Raw genomic sequence first — 16838 nt, 5'->3', positions numbered from 1 at the left:
TATTGAGGACACTAGGATGAATAAAATGTGTTGCTATAGGTTCAAGGCTTAAAGCTTGGATGCAGATAACGTATTGGCTTTAGTTTCAAAGCCCACATCGCTTAAATAACTTTGCCAAGCGTGTTGCTGCTTTGGGTCTTGTAACAGCTTGGCGACTCGGGAGCTAAAGCCTGCCAAAGTTTCTCCAACATCGGCGTAGCAAGAGGCAAAACCGGTATGCTGTGCCAGTTTTTGCGCAAAATAATGAATCTGCTTGGCACTCATGCCCTGTGGTTTAGATGACTGTGCTTGCTCAGATATCGCCTGATGCATGGATCCTTTGTTGTATTTGTGGCTATAGGCATGAATGAGCCAATCAGCAAAGTGATACAGCATCAAATTGGCATTGCTGAGTCGATCTTGATTGTAAATCTCAAAAGCACGGCGTTCTCTTTCGAACCATGGCGCCGTGATCAGTGCTTGGAATGAAATTTGATCATTGGCTAAAAAGACTTCAGTCTCAAGTTTTTCAACATCGAGCCAGGTATTTTTATATTTAGATTCTTCTGAAAGATTCTTTGGGAGATTCTGTGTGCCGTTGACGGCACTATTCAAAGTCCCGTTGTTGGCATGATTAGTCGTGCCATTATTGGTACTATTCATTGGATATAATGATGCCGGATTTGGTATCATTTCTCGTCCATGAATACCCATCAAACGGTAGACTTTAACGCGTTTAGTGGTGCCTTTACGTTCACCCGTATCTTCGATTAGTCCTTCTTCTAGCAATTCAGCAATAATTTTAAGCACGGTTTTACGTTCAAGACCTGTATCTCGCTCTAAACGTGCCATGCTTGGGTAACAGCAATGGTCTTCCCCAGCACGGTCTGCTAATGACAGCAGCAATAAGCGTTTTAAGGGTTTACGGCTACCCCCTGGTTTTTCGTTGAGTTCGAGTTTCCATGCCCAATTGGTTGCATCTAAGCTCATAACGCCACCTCACTTGCTTTAATAGTGAAATGAAAAGCCATGCGTTGGGTATTTAAATACTGCACATTATTTTGAGCAGCACAAAGCATATTGCCATTTATAGGCAACTGTGATAATTTTCTTTGCATATTCAAACCTCAGATGTTTGAGTTCCTAAAAAGCCTGATCTGATCCATCGGGCTTTTTTCTATTTAAAATATTGAATTACGTTTTCGGTTAATGGGGCGACAAAGCTCTAATATTTCCTCCTTTGAAAATTTTGTATTTAATTGAGCAATTACACTGGCGTAATCACTTTCTCCTGTATATTCAGAACGCGGTAAGGCATTTTTTTGAATCCATTTATAGACAGCCCTTTCTGTTAAATTGACAGCCTGAGCCACTTTAGCTACTCCGCCTGAAGCGAGAATTACATGTTTAACTGTTTCTGCCATAAAATAGCACCAAGTTGAACTATTAGTTCAATTTAACAGAAACTGAAAGTTCCTTCAATAGCGAATAGAATTGAACTTTCAGTTCATTACCTAAGCCTATGAATCTCAAAACAGAAAAAGTTAAAAATGATTTTTCTAAACGCCTTCATATGGCAATGGACAATGCACAACTACCCTTACGTGGACGTGCTCGAATTTTAAGTCAGACTTTTGGTATCTCTGACAAAGGGGCTGGAAAATGGCTAAAAGGTGAGGCTATCCCTGAAACATCTAAGATTCCTCTAATTGCTGACTTTTTAAATGTAAATGCAGAATGGCTCTTATCTGGCATAGGAGTGATGAAATCTACTGATGAAAAGCAATCAAATACTCAACCTACTGATCATTTGATTCCTGTTTTATCTTGGCAACAGGCCAATCAAAAAAACTCATTAAAAAATGTCAACGCAAATCATAAAAATTGGCTAGCAGCCCATCCCAATATGATCAAGGATTGTTATGCCTTAGAAGTTTTAGGCGAATCTATGCTGCCAGAATTCCGTCCACATGATTATCTGTACGTCACTACTGATCTAGAATCAGTATCCCTTAAGACAGGAGATTTTGTGATTGTACAAACTCAAGATCATCAAGAGGCCTTATTTAAACGCTTAGTCATAGAAACTGATGGTATGTTTTTGCAGGTTTTAAATGAAAAATGGCCACAGCAAACAATACCATTAACGGCATCATTTAAAATTATGGCAAAAGTAGTGGGGTTTTGGCGAACTACATCATTCGTCTAAATCATCATCTTCTTCAATAGATAGAGGAGTTTTTTCTTCAGAAATCTTATCCTCTCTCATCAAAGTTTCGACATCGACTTCAGAAATATTATGCTGCTTATGTATAGCACCCTGATTCATTTCAGCATTAATAGTAGTAGGCGAATTAGCTAAAAGATCATTGGGTTGATCGGGTAAGCTGGATTGAGTAGATTCATTGTTATTTTTACTTGAGTATCGCAATTCATATTCTTGAGCAAGAAAGTGCATCAACTCGCTTTCCATTTTCTTTGTATGTTGTTCTGCATTGGCTATATGCCCATGAGGAAGATAATAGTATTCTTGATTTCTTTTTTGTACTCTTGCATCTGCCAAATATTCATTTCTTGCCAATCCAGCCTGTTCCGCCATAGTTTTATCAAATAGGCGTGCAGCATTATCTAGGTAAATGCAGTACAAAGCAGTATTTGATGAATTGACATAGCAATCTCTAACTTGTTTTGCAGTCCCACTAATACCAGACGAAGAAATAGTATCAAATACTTGTTTGACAGCCTTGCTCATTAATGAATAGTCATCCTCAATAGGCTCTCTACTTTCCCATGTACTCGTGTCTTCCGATTGTAGGTCTGTTGCTAAATATAGTTCATCTGCATCACTATTGCTCTTCTCTACATCTCGAATATTCTCAGAGCTATGTTCTTGCACCTCACTAGGCATGCTTAATTCTTGATAATCTTGTACGGCGTAGATAAAAAGAGTAGCTATGCTAATTCCTATTGCTGCGAATAGCATTACCAACACGATTGTTCTTCTATTGCGTCTTTCAGTATCTAATGGTGGGTCTAAAGGACTAATCGTTTTAATGAGATGATGATCTCCTATAGTTTCATTCTGATAAGATGATTTAATCTTTTCAAAGACTGCAAATATGCCCCCTATTCCCCCTAGAAATAAAAAAGCTGTGCCGATTGTTAGTGGCACAACAATAGAGCCAAGCACAAATACTCCTACAACCCCTAAAAAGCTTGAGGGTTCTATCAAAGAGTAAGCAATATAATAAGGAAGCAGGAGTAAAAATAGATAAACCCCTAGCATTATTAGGATATACATTAGACTCAGAATATAAGGCATTTCATCCACTTCTCATATTTTCAATAAACTCATAATATTAGTCATGTTCAACACTAAAACTTTTTAATATCCTTCTTTTCATCCCTTGACTACATTTCTAAAAAATAAGAATAGCGTACATGAATTAAGTTTAGTGACGGACATTAGGCTTTTCTTATGATTAACTGCAATCAATTATATTTAATAAAAAACATAGCTTAATATGCCACACGTTGTAGTCAGCACATTGAATAGATTATATATTCATCTTAGACAGTATCATGGACGACCAATCCCGCCAAACTCTTAGAATATCTCTGCTCAAAGGCTTCAGAGCTTAATCAACCATTTGCAGAATGTCTTCTTATTTGATTGTAGTAAATCTCTATCTACTCGAACAAGATAAAATTTATCTCTTTTTGGGTTGAAAACAAGCTGTCATAGCTGATAATACAAAGTTTGCAGACTATGAAAAAGCACTCAACGATATTGATATACCAAAGTCCTATTCAAATGATCTTTGCCAGGAAGCTTTGGATTATTACAGAAAATGTAAAATAAATCTAAAACTTGCAGTATTTTTAAGATTGCACGTACCACTTTAGATCTATGGATTAGCCTTATGTCCTGACAAGGAAGTGGCAATCGCCCTCATCCAGATAAAGCAAGACGGCCTCATAAAATTAAAGATTTAGCTGCATTTAAAACCTTTGTCGAAGAAACTTCATTCTTTCAAATTAAAGAACTTTTTCCATTATTTGAACACAGGTTTGTCTATAGCGTATGTTTTTTATTTAACTATAACATATTAGTCTGAACACTCACTTTATTTGTGGATTCTACAACTCTACATGTATGTAAAATTCAGCGTATTGAACGTCATAAATCTTTAAAACAAATTGCCACACGAGGCAAAAGTTCAATGGGTTGGTTCTATGGATGCAAATTGCATGTATTGGTGGATGCTCAGGGGCAATTTATTCAGACCCAACTCTCGAATGGCCATTATTTACAACGATGTGAAACTAGGCTTATCCATGATTCGGTTTATATTAAAATACAAAGACATAAAAACAAAAAATTGGGCGACAAAATCTGTCGTCATATAATTGAAATCCTGTTGCATCATATCTTTTCAATTAATTATTTTGAGTTTGATAGTTTTTTCTTTTGGAACAAGAACATATTATTTGTATGATTGATGAATTCAACAAAACTATATTCAGAGGGAATAATGGCTGTAGATCCTAAAACAATTTTTGAAGCAATATCAAAATCTCCAATGGAGTTACTCGCAGATAGAGGTCTAGGATTATATATTCCTTCATATCAAAGACCTTATAGTTGGGACAAAGATAAAGTCAGTAGACTAATAGAAGACATTAGCCATGGTTTTAAAATGTTGGTGAAGTCTGATGATAGCTTTACATTTCTCGGAACAGTTATCACGATTCATGACATAAACAACTCAACAGTTCAACCAATTGTTAGAGCCGATGTACCTAGCAAAGTTTTAACTGTAATTGATGGTCAACAACGTATGACCACTTTACTGCTAGTTTGTATTGCCTTGCACAATTCTTTAAATCTTGCCCATAAACAATTTTTAAAAAAAACCAAAAGTATTACTGCTGAATACGAAAAATTAAGCAATGCACCTGATTCAGATGCATCTTTAAGCGAATTAGAAAGTCATGTTACAGCAATAGAATGGCTTGACGGACAGACTCGTGAAGTCCTCTCAGCTTTGTCTGAAACTTTTTATGAAAAATATTCTTTCGGTAAATCACCTTTATATCCAAGAATGATTCGTTCGATTGATGATCAATGGTCTAAAGGTACAGCAACACGTAAATATGATTCACCAATTGCTAATCTCATATTTAACTATATAACCGAGATTGATAAAGCTGATTACGAAGTAGTTGAATACAAACCTATAAAACGTAATAACAGCATGGAAGGTGAAGAAGCTATTGTGGATCGCTTCACTCAGCTCATGAAAATTTTCAAAAGCTTAATCAGTAATCGCAGTACAACTCTCGATGAAATTGAAGAAATCCCAGAAATCAGTGATATCTATGCTTCTGACTTATTGCAAGAAGGGTTATTAAATCACTTAGCTCCTGTTCCTAATATTCTTAACTTGCCTTCAAATGAAAAAGAATTCTTCGATAAGTTATGTATTCTAGTGTTTTATGCACGGTACGTCTTACATCGTGTAGTACTAACCGTAGTAAAAGGTAAAAATGAAGATTATGCCTTTACTATTTTTGAATCACTTAATACTACAGGTGAGCCACTAACAGCATTTGAAACATTTAAACCTCGTGTGGTTAATGCTGTGGGTTTAGCAAATTATGAGACTTCTCAAGAGAAATCTCTAATGGATCAGGTTGCTGAATACCTTTGCGTTTTTTCCGTTGGACCAGAACTTCAAAAAGCCACAAAAGAATTACTCATCCATTTCTTTAGCTCCTACTCTGGCCTACGTATTTCAGGACGCCTCGCTGAGCAACGTAGTGAGCTAAAAACAGCTTTCGAAGAGACAGCTAATCAACTGACATTTATCAAAATGTTAAGCCATTGCGCAAATTTTAAGAAATATATCTGGGAATCGGACTCTTATAGTGATCTTTCTAAAGTATTTGGCTCCATGCAGCTCTCACCTACAAGTAAACTAGGTCTCAAGTTCTTTAAAGATATTAATCACACAATCGTAATTCCTATTCTTACACTATTTTATAGCCAAATTTTGGATGCTCAGAGTGATGAAGAGAAGATAGCTCGATTCAAAGATTTTGAAGATGCACTTAAAGCAATGGTAGCTTTTAGCACACTCTGGCGTGCATCCCGTCGTGGTACTGGCGGTATTGACAATGAATACCGTGAGTTTTTAAGTAAGGATGATATGCCTTCAGGGCTACCTAAACTCGCAAAAATTTATATGAATGATCAGATTATTAATATTAATCTTTTCAAGGCAGAACTCAAATCAAGACTGCTAGATCTCAACAGAAAAGGTAAATTAATTGATAAAGATAATTTTGTATCAATATCGAGTCACTTACCTATTTATAGTAGTGCTAAAAAAGTTGCAAAGCTCCTATTACTTGCGGCTCATCATGATGCAGTCATAGATTCAGCATATGAGGGGTTATTAGTTAAAGGTAGAAACTCTTCTAACCCATGCTTAGATATAGATAGTTATATTGATGACCGAAATTTATCTTTAGAACACATTGCACCACAGTCAAACAATGGCACATGGGATGTAGCAATTTATGAAAATGGTGAACTCAAAGATACTTTAGGTAATCTTGTATTAATCTCACATGATTTAAATTCATCATTAGGAAACAGAGTTTGGGCAGAAAAACGTATTTTCTATAAAGTTGTCGGTGCCCAAGATCCTAATGAGGCAGCAAAAGTGTTAAATGAAGCAGCAAGCATTAATAACATTAGATTTGGTGATTTGACTAAAGATCTACTAGCCGCTCAAAAATATATGCCTAACTTGGTTACCCTAGGAAACATGACTAAACCTTGGACAAGTGGTTTTATTGTCACTCGTTCGAAACGCTTATATGAACTTGCTTGGGATGAATTAATTAAATGGTTAGAATGATTGCATAAATAATAAAAAAAAGAGATGCTAAAAGCATCTCTTTTTTATTGACCGAAAATGATTTATTTAGATTTTGCAGCATCTACTCCGCTCTTGCCTTCTGTCAAAAATGAATTGTTCCGAGCATTTGAAGAAGAATACTCAAATCCATCTTCTGCCCATAAGTTAGGTCGATCTTCAGCAGAAAAAATTGAAAATACGCGAGCTATAATTGCTGAATCAATTGGTGCGTATAGAAGTGAAATCATCTTTACTAGTGGAGCATCTGAATCTAATAATTTAGCAATCAAAGGATATGTATTAGCTAATCAAAAAAAAGGCAAACATATCATTACTTCTTCGATAGAACATAAATGTATTCTCTCCATATGCCACTTCTTAGAAAAAGAACATGGTTATGACATCACATATATTCCTCCCCAGAAAAATGGAATTATTGATCCTGAAGAAGTAATCTCAGCAATGAGAGAAGATACTGTTTTAGTTAGTATTATGCATGTAAACAACGAGCTTGGGTCAATCCAACCTATTGCAGCTATAGGCCAAGCTTGTTTTGAAAGAGATATAAAATTTCATGTAGATGCTGCTCAATCTTATAAAAAAATTCCAATCGATGTTGATGAGCTAAATATAGATATGCTCTCTTTATCCGCTCATAAAATTTATGGTCCTAAAGGTGTCGGAGCTCTGTACATTAGAGACTTGCGAGAAACTAGGATGCAACCTGTTATTCATGGAGCTGGCCAGGAATATGGGTTAAGAGGTGGGACTCTTGCTACTCCATTGATTTTAGGATTCGGTGCCGCCGTAGAAGATCAAACTATTGAAGATAGTTTTGAGGAAGTAAATAAAATAAATTCCTTGTTGCGAGCAAAAGTTATCGAAATCAGTGGAGTTATCAACTCTCCAGATACACACTACATTCCTCATATTCTAAATGTTCGCTTACCAGACTTTGATGCATCACATTTTGTAGCGAACTCAGATTTTTTATGTTCTCAAGGCTCAGCTTGCTCTTCTCTGAATATTGAAATGTCTTATGTACTTCGTGAGATAGGATTAGATTTTATTTCAGCAAATCAATCTATTAGACTCAGTTTGGGATATAATATTAATGAAAATTTAATTAATCAATTTTTAATACAGATTTAAAACTCTTGTGAGAATGAATGTTGAAAGATTTTCAAAAATTGCATGACTTCGTTAATAAGTTACATGATGAGCTTGGACGCTATAGAATTGAGTTTTGTCTTTCACCAAATTTAATTTTAAGAGATGACTTTGGCATTACTACACTTGCTTGGGAATCTATTAAATATGGTGAAGATAAAATAGAGAATATTCCTGATGACAAACGTGGAATATATGCTTTTGCAATATGCCGTGATAATCACGCGCTTTTTCCAACGCATGGTTATATTGTGTATATAGGAATCGCTGGCCGGAAATCTCAAAGATCTATTCGCGCAAGGTATAAAGACTATTTAAATGAAAAAAAAATCATGAAAAGACCTCATATTGCTAATATGATTGGAAATTGGAACCAAGTTTTGAGATTTTTTTATGCTCCTATAGATGATACTGTTACATCAGAAGAGCTTGAAACACTTGAAAAAAATTTAAATGTTGCCTTATTACCTCCCTTCTCTAAAGGTGATTTAGAAGCAGAAATTAAACAAATGTTAGGAGCATTTAAATGACTGAACAATTAGATGAATCTTCACCAATTCTATTACCAGCCCTTAGAGGCATTATGGGTGATTGGGTATATTATAGTTGCTTAATGAGTTTAGATGAAGTTAGTAAAAGAGTTAATTTTGCTAAGGAAATTCATAAAAATGAACAACTATCAGACATGATCCAACGTAGTCTTACAGATTCACGTAGTAAAAGCGTTGCAGAATACTTGAAAGATCAAGACGAACGTTTTTTTAACTCTCTTGTCGTAGCTACTTACGGCGGTGAACCATCATGGTTACCATTAACAAATATTAAAAACAATATCCAAAATGCAAACCAGATTCAACTAACAGAAGAAGCAATAGCATCTGTTGGTTTCTTATCCCTAAATGGTCAAGAAAAATTATTTGCACTAGATGGACAACATCGTTTAGCTGGAATAAAAAAAGCTGTAAAAAATAAAATGATCGAAAATGATCCTTATGATGAGGTGTCAGTAATTTTCGTTTCTCATCATATCACCTCTAAAGGATTAGAAAGAACCCGTCGATTATTTACCACCTTAAATAAAACAGCAAGACCAGTTAAAAAAGGAGATATCATAGCTCTTGATGAAGATGATGTTATGTCTATAACTGTTAGATGGTTGATCGAAGAAAGTGGGTTTTTCTCTGAAGAGAGAATCGCTTTCGTAGCAACAAATAATATGCCTTTTACCAATACTAAAAGCCTTACAACTATCGGCAACCTCTATGATGTAATGACTATTATTTTTACATCTTTCAATACTTCATTGAAAAAAAAGAAGGTAGATCTCCAAAAAGTTCGACCATCAGATGAAGAACTTCAGAGATATTTCAAACTTTCAAGAATATTTTTCAAGCTAATGAAGAAATACTTCCCTGAAATTAAAGAATTTTTTGACTCTCCAGATTACCCTAAAGTAGTCGCAAAATATAGAAATAATAATGGCGGAAATATTTTATTTAGACCAATCGGTCTTCAACTTATTGTAAAAATAATTGCCATTTTAACAGAAACTTATAGTTTAAAGGAATCTGTTAGACTCGCATCCTTATTACCGAAAACTTTAACAGATGAACCTTTTCTTCATCTGATGTGGGATGAGAGAAAAAATACGATGATGAATGACAATAAAACTCTGCTGAAAAATATTCTACTTTATATGTTAAACGAAAGTATAGATCATGAGAAAGTAACCCAGCAATACAAAACCATTACAAATAATTTATTGGCTTCCCTTCCATCTATTGTTGTCTAAAATTATAAGTAGGCTGCTTTAAAAGCAGCCTACTTATAACAGGTTACACAAGCACCACCACCTTCCATATCATCATATAGAGCATCTAAATCGATCATTTCAATCAACTGATCATCATATAGAGCATTACGACGACGCTTCTTCTTAAATCTCTCAAGCTTTTTCTCATGGTCAGCTTTAATTTTCGCCACACGATCTGGATCTTCAAGTGTAGTTAACGGTGTATTTTTACCCATCCAATAATAAGTTTCACCATTTGTAGATTTATCATCATTCAACTTTTTTTCGTAGGACTTTGCTTCCTCAAATTTATCAGGATGTCGCTCCATCAAACGCACCCATTCAATTTTTCTTTGATAAAAACAGAACGTACATCCACTACGTGAACGCCATTCATAATATTTAGGAAGACCTAATCCAGTCCCTTCAAGAATATTAATAATATCCTCTTTGACTAGACCATCTTCAGCAAATGGCATTTTTGTGGTTAAGAATTTTTGAGTTGGCACATAACCTTCACGCCAAGGCTCATCTGCACGAATCCCAACATAACTGATAATTTCGTACCCTTCATCAAGAAATGGTTTTACCCACTTCTCGAATGGTACTAATTTCATCTGAACAGTACACCAGCGTTGATGGCCAGACGGAAGAAAATGATTATATTCCTTCAACCAGTAATCGAAATCTTTATCTGAACCTAAGCGCAAAATTGGTTTACCTAGGTAAGATTCTAATTGGTTTAGATAATCCATGACTTCAGGCAATTCTTTCCCAGTATCTGTGAAAAAATACTCAATATCTAACTCAGGATAGTGGTCTCGCATATAGACAGCAAGCGCAGCACTATCCTTACCACCAGAAAGCCCTAGGACATGTTTTACTGGTTTTTCAAGGGTCATGCTTTGTCCTCACCAATCGGATGTAAATAATCTTTAAGCAACCCATATAATACCATTGCTTTAGCATCATCACTTAGGTCAAAAGTATTCACCTTTTTAAGTAGCTCTTTTTGCAATTTTTTTAAATCATCCTCAATAGTCGAATCTACAATGACGTCTCGGTTATATTCTTCAAGACCTTGATCCGTGTTAATAATTACTGCTAAGGATCGCTTATTAGATGAAATTTGTTCTGATTTCTCAGCATTTCTAGCAAAAAAGCTTAGTTGCTTAAATCTTTGGACATAACTAGGCAGAGCTTCAAAAGCTTTTTTCAGACTATCATCTGTCCAATCTTTTTCTGGTATCTGACCCAGCAATGTAATTAAATTTGACAACCATTGAGTTGACCCTTTTGAGCTTCTAGATAGATGTTCCGCAAATTTTTTCATTTTCCAATCAGCTGCAAACTTGCTCACTGCATCTGCTTCTTGAATGATTTCAGGTGTGATATTACCGAGTTCTTTACGTAATCTACCTTCAAAATTTCTCAATAGATTTGGCTTTGCACCCATAAAACTACCAAGTAAGTTTGATAGATCTGCAAGAACTAGATCATCAGATCTTGTAGAAACCTCAAGCACATCATACAAGTCTTCAAATAGCAATTTGTAAGGATCATCTGCCTTAACAAGGAATGATCTTAATAACTGTACCTTCTCGTCAAAATATTCTTTATCCTTAGAAAACTTAGCCCAACTAGACTGCTTCACAGTGTATGAAACTAGAAAACGTGCAACAGCTAAAGGTGTAGCTTCTATATTTTTTTCAAAAATATCTTTAATACTATTCGCTAGAATATTGATAAACCTATTTTTTTCAGCAGGCTCTTTAATATATTTAACCGCAATCTCATGAGGTCGCTTAACCAGTTTATTGATGTACTCATCATCAATTTCACTAATAAACTTAAATTCTTGAGTTACATCTTTATCATAAAAAGCAAGGCTCTTTTCTTTAGCCAACAAAAGGGTTAAAGCAAATATTGGTAATACACCTTGAGGAATACCGAATGGTGTATCTGACCATACCTTATAAAGCTCTGTTAAAGGAACTAAAGACTTTGTATCTGTGAAAACTTTATATCCACGTTGGAATAATTTCGAAACACGCTCTAAATTTTCACTTTGCTCTCTATTAGATTTATCTAAGACTGGAAAATCAAATACCCACTCCTTCTTCTCCGCATTAAACTGATGTAAGCCTAATTGTTTAATACAAGACAAATAAATTGCTTTTTCTGGTGGGAATTTTGCGATACCTAAATTTTCTTGATTCGAATTCTCCAACATATTTTCTAGTAGTTTCTTACGACCAGCTGCTGCAGAGCTAGAAACATCATGTCGCACAACTAACTCGTTTAAAATTTTTGGACATGATTGATATAGCTCATCAGCCAAATCAGAAACAATAATGGATAAAGACTTACCCTTTAACAGGTTCCCCTTACAGTACCATTCCACTGATTCAAAGGACTGGCTAAATAGATCATCGACCTGTTGATATGCATAGTTTAACCGTTGCTCATATTCTTTTTTCGCAACGGTATCCAGCATCAGTTTTGGCAATTCTCTAAAAATTTCATTCAGAGCATAAATTTCTTTGGACCAACTTAATAACTCACTGATCTTATCCAACTTAGCAATAACAAGACGAGAATGTAGCTTCGATAATTCAATTAGTTTCGTTGAATTAAGAGCTTGATCTGTTATTAAAACAAAGTGTGCAAAAGCTTTTGACTTAATAAATTCAGATTTATTTATGAGACGTTCTAATCCAGGAAGATCATTTACTAGATGCTGATCCATCCAACGCATTACACCCCTCTCATGATAGTGGCGTTTTGCAAGTACTGAATTGCCCTTATAGTTGATGTGCTCAAAATAATTTTGTTGGTTACTTAATGCTTCCAACTTCTCTTGTAACAATTGCTGAATATTGAGTTCAGATGTCTCAACAACTTCATAAGACTTTGTACGATTCCAATAAGTAATTATCCCCCAATCTTCTAGATTTTTTAGACATGCAGGGAGTATTTCTAGGTTTTTTGATGAAGATGGTAATGCGTGAGCAATTAAATCTACTGAGGGATAAATACCTAAAGATTTACCAAACATGTTAAGCATCGCAATTGCTTTAATCACGTTAGGATATAATTCTTCACTTTCCGCAGTTAACCCCTCTTTTTTACTTAGATTTTTACTAAGTAAAGTGAGAGTTTCTTCAACGATTGCCCATAAATGCCCTTCTTTAGAACTTAGGATTTGGTGTTGCAAGTTTTGACTTAAGTAATCCCATAAATCAACAATTGTATAAGTTGAATTTAGATTAACTTCTGACTCTAGAAACTTCCTAAAACTAAAAGGTTCGACTGACAATAGGAAACTAAAAATACTACGTTCGTTTTGACTAAAGCTACTTTTAGAAATAATACCAAGCAGTACCGTAGTTAATGGATGTAGTGGCAAAGCCTCTTGCAGATATACATTCAGTTTTGGACTATTCTCTGTCAATCGAGATTTAATAGAACCTACAACTTTAGTTACTAAGGCATTATTTACAGCTGTAATAGCTTCTGGAATTTGAGTTTCTCTTACTTTTATTGTTTTAGAAACAAGTGCAACCGATTCATCTAATGAAATTCGATATGAGATATCAACATAACGACCTTGAATTTTAGTCCATTCTAAAGCGATATGATGACTCATCCCTTTTGCATAGTCAGCAAACGCCTGATGCAAAATCCCTAAAAAGATAAATGGACACTGCTTAGTAGAAAGTCTATTGATTCTCTCAGATAAATCCTGGAATAAATGTAGATCACCATTATTTCTAGCAATATGATCTAAAAGCTTACCCATCTCATCTAAGATAAATAAACTACCTGAAATTCTTCCATCTAATGCTCTAAATACTTCATCAATCCATTCAATTAATTGATGATCACTATCTATCTGATCTGGTAGAAAGAATAAGTCACCTTCAAATACATCCATAAGATTTGCATCTTGAAGTGCCTTTAGGATGGATTTATAAAACAGCTCAACAGGTGAAGTTACCCCTCCGACTGCTTTAATAATCAACCAAGGTTTATCACTAGATAACTTGAAATTTTTATCAATTTGTTTAATTAAATCAGAATCTTGCACTAAAGCTCTAGCGGCCTCTCTAATTTCATCATTTGGATGTAAAAGCCCTGATAAAATCGCTGCTAAAGTAGATTTACCCGTACCATATCCACCTGTCAAAGTAAAAGCAGATTGAGTATTCTCATAAAAAGAATCAACTATTGTTTTCAATGAATTATACGCTGTTCCATGAAAAATTACTCGCTCAAAAAACTCCTTCGATATGTCACTATCAAGTCGTGTCGAGAGTAGATGATTTACGTGAATTTCATAGTAATGATTTAATTTATAGTTTTGATTCATTTCTGATACTCACGATAAATATTAGCTAATAGTTCGTTTAAATTTACATTTTTGATATCCAAACACGATAAGCTTCGCATTCCTAATGTATCAGTCCAGTTAAAACGACCGTCAATCACTGCACATTGATTTAAGAAATAATCGACCGATGCATTATTCAAACGAAATAAACGACCAGGGCTTCCAGGATAAGTCGAAATCATATCTACACTTAGTGAAGGAGCTTCCGAAAAATGTGTTTGCCAAAAATCTGTTAAGCAATATAAAAATATATCCACTGAAAGATTTTTTTGCTCAAGTAGATCAGCTTTAAACTTATGAGAATCCACCTGATAAATTAGATTCAGTTCATTTAACGGCGAAATAAATGCATCTTCATTAAGCTGTTTCTTACTTAGTTTTTTTGAGTAACAAAGAATGAAACAATCTAAATCTTTTTGCAAAGTCGCTTCCGAAGGTAGCTTCAAACCGTTTGTTTCAAGCCAAAATATAAGATCATTAAGTAATTCAGATTTCTCAAAGACTTGTTTATTACAATAATTAAAATACCAACGAGCAAATGTTAGATCAGTAAAGTTTTTTTGAATAAAATAGTGTAGTAACCAAGTAGATTCATTCAACTCTAAGTAAGTATCATATTTTGCAAAAATTTCATTTATTACAGTTATATAGTTTTGTTTACTATTCTCAGAATCTTTGAGCGGCACCAACCCTGAAACTTCAGCCCAGTATTTAATACTGTTAACCATATTCTTACCAACACCAAGCTCAACAACTTGTTTTTCAATATCTTTTTCATTTAAACTAAAATTATTATATGCTTTATTTAGCCAACCATAGCGTAGTGCAAAGGTTTCATGACCTGAAAAATGTAGAGTAAAAATAGCGGATTTCATTACAAAAAAGTTCACTGGAGAAGTTTCTCCAGTGAGGTTACTACTATTTAGAGCTATATTCAATGAATTATGTGTGCCTTAGCTTAATAGCTTGACATAATTCACACTGCTTAGGTTCAAAGCTGCTCACATTAATCTCAAATCACAAATTCATTAATATTTTTTATATAACCCGAATCATGGATAAGAAATTCAGTTGAAAAAAAAGATGACTGAGTTGATAAGTGAGTTACGACACAAACCATTCAACTAGCCATCCTATGTTCGAGTTTACAACTTTATTCTGCACGATTGATGATTTTTTTCAAAAAAATGAAGCCATCTATTGGCAATATCTAAAACAAGAAAATCCTAAAGTCAGACAGCGATCAGGTGTTCTATGCTTATCTGAAATTATCTTTATCGCAGTTTGGTATAAAAACTCTCAACTTCATCATTTCAAAGCCTTTTATAGAATGATAAAGCGCTTTTACTCCAAGCTTTTTAAAACATTACCATCCTATCAGCGGATCGTTTATTTGATCAACCAACATCAACTGGCACTTCAGGCATTGCATATTTCTTTAACTTCCAATGCTCAAACAACGTGTGCTTGGGTTGACTCTACAACTCTACCCGTATGTAAAAATCAGCGTATTCAACGTCATAAATCTTTAAAACAAATTACCACACGAGGTAGAAGCTCAATGGGTTGGTTCTATGGATGCAAATTGCATGTATTGGTGGATGCTCAGGGTCAATTTATTCACACCCAACTTTCGAATGGCCATACTTCAGATATCAAGATTCTGCCGAAGCTCGCCCAAGGTTACATTGGTAAGATCTTCGGTGATCGTGGCTACATCAGTGAGATTTTAAAAGATAAGCTAGGAGCGCAAGGTGTTGAATTACGTATCATTGCAAGAACATGCGACCATTAGAACTCTCATTAGAGGATGAGCTTATGCTGAGACAACGCAATAAAATAGAGACGATCTTTAGCTTATTGAAGCAGCAATACAATCTAGTAAGCAGTCGCTATCGTTCTCTTTCAGGTTATTTCGCTGGGATTTATGCATCACTCTGTGCTTATCAAATCTGTCATCAAAATAAGCCTCAATTTATAAAGATGTAAAATCAGGCTTATCCATGATTCGGGTTACCTAATAAATATAAAATCAATATAATTCAACAAATTATAAATATATAAAAAGCATAAATTAAAACCTATGTGATGCACACATGACGCGTCACATTTAAACACAATAGATTGTTTTATATATTAAAAATATAATAGACCTCTTGCGAAAGTAAAAATCACCTCCATATAAATTTCATGAGATATCAGAAATTAAACCGTTTTTCAGATTCTGAATTCAAACGCTTAGTTGGCGTACCTCGACAAGTTTTTACTGAAATGGTAGAGGTTCTAGAAAAAGCAGAATCACTCAAAAAGAAATCAGGTCGACCTCATACTTTAGATATAGAGGATCAGTTGTTATTAACTCTCAATTACTTACGCAACTACAGCACTCAACTGGAATTAGCGGCAAATTACCATATCGCTGAAAGTAATGTGAATCGAACCATTAAAAAGGTTGAAGATGCATTGATGAAATCAAGACGTTTTACCCTGCCAAAACGAAGCATAACCACAGCAGAAGAACACTTTAACTGGGTCATTATTGATGCGACAGAATGTTCAATCGAACGCCCGAAAA

General features: G+C 34.7%; 13 protein-coding genes and 3 pseudogenes. 8 read left to right on the top strand and 8 right to left on the bottom strand.

Translation table 11 applies throughout. From position 1 onward, the window contains the following. Positions 1-48 precede the first annotated feature (48 nt). The 3 genes from AC5YCD_RS09725 to AC5YCD_RS09715 form a co-directional block, all read right to left on the bottom strand. Positions 49-969, bottom strand: a complete 921-nt coding sequence (locus tag AC5YCD_RS09725; RefSeq protein WP_496129851.1) for a helix-turn-helix domain-containing protein — start codon at positions 967-969, stop codon at positions 49-51. Further along, positions 966-1097: a hypothetical protein gene (locus AC5YCD_RS09720; protein WP_496129850.1), complete on the bottom strand. Its 132-nt coding sequence runs from the start codon at positions 1095-1097 to the stop codon at positions 966-968. Before AC5YCD_RS09720 ends, AC5YCD_RS09725 begins: the two co-directional genes overlap by 4 nt. Before the next feature lie 63 nt (positions 1098-1160). After that, positions 1161-1403, bottom strand: coding sequence for a hypothetical protein (locus AC5YCD_RS09715; protein WP_496129849.1), 243 nt, complete (start codon positions 1401-1403; stop codon positions 1161-1163). Between the two features lie 98 nt (positions 1404-1501). On the opposite strand from AC5YCD_RS09715, the gene AC5YCD_RS09710 reads away from it, so the two are divergent. Next, a complete protein-coding gene (locus tag AC5YCD_RS09710; RefSeq protein WP_496129848.1) occupies positions 1502-2188 on the top strand; it encodes a S24 family peptidase in 687 nt (228 codons plus the stop codon). Here the strand turns inward: AC5YCD_RS09710 and AC5YCD_RS09705 are convergent. Together AC5YCD_RS09705 and AC5YCD_RS09700 are read right to left on the bottom strand one after the other, a co-directional pair. Then, positions 2177-3310, bottom strand: a complete 1134-nt coding sequence (locus tag AC5YCD_RS09705) for a hypothetical protein (protein ID WP_496129847.1) — start codon at positions 3308-3310, stop codon at positions 2177-2179. The genes AC5YCD_RS09710 and AC5YCD_RS09705 overlap by 12 nt on opposite strands. Positions 3311-3549: 239 nt before the next feature. Then, positions 3550-3720: pseudogene (locus tag AC5YCD_RS09700) on the bottom strand (IS3 family transposase); the annotation flags it as partial. A gap of 377 nt (positions 3721-4097) precedes the next feature. On the opposite strand from AC5YCD_RS09700, the pseudogene AC5YCD_RS09695 reads away from it, so the two are divergent. The 5 genes and pseudogenes from AC5YCD_RS09695 to AC5YCD_RS09675 all read left to right on the top strand — a co-directional run. Next, positions 4098-4478: pseudogene (locus AC5YCD_RS09695) on the top strand (transposase); the annotation flags it as partial. Between the two features lie 36 nt (positions 4479-4514). Further along, positions 4515-6908 carry a DUF262 domain-containing protein gene (locus AC5YCD_RS09690; RefSeq protein ID WP_496129846.1) on the top strand — a complete coding sequence of 798 codons (2394 nt, stop codon included), beginning with the start codon at positions 4515-4517 and terminating at the stop codon, positions 6906-6908. Between the two features lie 57 nt (positions 6909-6965). Next, positions 6966-8060, top strand: coding sequence for a cysteine desulfurase family protein (locus AC5YCD_RS09685; protein WP_496129845.1), 1095 nt, complete (start codon positions 6966-6968; stop codon positions 8058-8060). A gap of 17 nt (positions 8061-8077) precedes the next feature. After that, positions 8078-8608 (top strand): hypothetical protein, encoded by a 531-nt coding sequence (locus AC5YCD_RS09680; protein ID WP_496129844.1) that lies wholly within the window; start codon positions 8078-8080, stop codon positions 8606-8608. Next, the gene (locus tag AC5YCD_RS09675; RefSeq protein WP_496129843.1) at positions 8605-9870 is read left to right on the top strand and encodes a DGQHR domain-containing protein; all 1266 of its coding nucleotides are present in this window, start codon (positions 8605-8607) and stop codon (positions 9868-9870) included. The genes AC5YCD_RS09680 and AC5YCD_RS09675 overlap by 4 nt, the downstream gene beginning before the upstream one ends. A gap of 29 nt (positions 9871-9899) precedes the next feature. On the opposite strand, the gene AC5YCD_RS09670 is transcribed toward AC5YCD_RS09675, so the two are convergent. From AC5YCD_RS09670 to AC5YCD_RS09660, 3 genes are read right to left on the bottom strand one after another with little or no spacing between them, the layout of a single operon-like run. Further along, complete coding sequence (locus tag AC5YCD_RS09670; protein WP_496129842.1) at positions 9900-10772, bottom strand: phosphoadenosine phosphosulfate reductase domain-containing protein; 873 nt, start codon at positions 10770-10772, stop codon at positions 9900-9902. Beyond that, a complete protein-coding gene (locus AC5YCD_RS09665) occupies positions 10769-14242 on the bottom strand; it encodes a hypothetical protein (RefSeq protein WP_496129841.1) in 3474 nt (1157 codons plus the stop codon). The genes AC5YCD_RS09670 and AC5YCD_RS09665 overlap by 4 nt, the downstream gene beginning before the upstream one ends. Further along, positions 14239-15138, bottom strand: coding sequence for a DUF4007 family protein (locus AC5YCD_RS09660; protein WP_496129840.1), 900 nt, complete (start codon positions 15136-15138; stop codon positions 14239-14241). The genes AC5YCD_RS09665 and AC5YCD_RS09660 overlap by 4 nt, the downstream gene beginning before the upstream one ends. A gap of 260 nt (positions 15139-15398) precedes the next feature. Here AC5YCD_RS09660 and AC5YCD_RS09655 point away from each other — a divergent pair. Next, positions 15399-16252, top strand: a pseudogene (locus tag AC5YCD_RS09655) (IS982 family transposase). Between the two features lie 201 nt (positions 16253-16453). After that, positions 16454-16838: transposase family protein (locus tag AC5YCD_RS09650; RefSeq protein ID WP_164709168.1), on the top strand; the 385-nt coding region annotated here is incomplete at its 3' end.

It is taken from the genome of Acinetobacter sp. CY05 (assembly GCF_059515805.1).
The sequence above is the reverse complement of the archived record's forward strand: the minus strand, read 5'-3'. Positions and strand labels throughout refer to the sequence as shown.

Coding starts and splice junctions, on each gene's coding strand:
- AC5YCD_RS09725 (WP_496129851.1), bottom strand. CDS start 969: ATGAGCTTAGATGCAACCAATTGGGCATGGAAACTCGAACTCAACGAA.
- AC5YCD_RS09720 (WP_496129850.1), bottom strand. CDS start 1,097: ATGCAAAGAAAATTATCACAGTTGCCTATAAATGGCAATATGCTTTGT.
- AC5YCD_RS09715 (WP_496129849.1), bottom strand. CDS start 1,403: ATGGCAGAAACAGTTAAACATGTAATTCTCGCTTCAGGCGGAGTAGCT.
- AC5YCD_RS09710 (WP_496129848.1), top strand. CDS start 1,502: ATGAATCTCAAAACAGAAAAAGTTAAAAATGATTTTTCTAAACGCCTT.
- AC5YCD_RS09690 (WP_496129846.1), top strand. CDS start 4,515: ATGGCTGTAGATCCTAAAACAATTTTTGAAGCAATATCAAAATCTCCA.
- AC5YCD_RS09685 (WP_496129845.1), top strand. CDS start 6,966: ATGATTTATTTAGATTTTGCAGCATCTACTCCGCTCTTGCCTTCTGTC.
- AC5YCD_RS09680 (WP_496129844.1), top strand. CDS start 8,078: ATGTTGAAAGATTTTCAAAAATTGCATGACTTCGTTAATAAGTTACAT.
- AC5YCD_RS09675 (WP_496129843.1), top strand. CDS start 8,605: ATGACTGAACAATTAGATGAATCTTCACCAATTCTATTACCAGCCCTT.
- AC5YCD_RS09670 (WP_496129842.1), bottom strand. CDS start 10,772: ATGACCCTTGAAAAACCAGTAAAACATGTCCTAGGGCTTTCTGGTGGT.
- AC5YCD_RS09665 (WP_496129841.1), bottom strand. CDS start 14,242: ATGAATCAAAACTATAAATTAAATCATTACTATGAAATTCACGTAAAT.
- AC5YCD_RS09660 (WP_496129840.1), bottom strand. CDS start 15,138: ATGAAATCCGCTATTTTTACTCTACATTTTTCAGGTCATGAAACCTTT.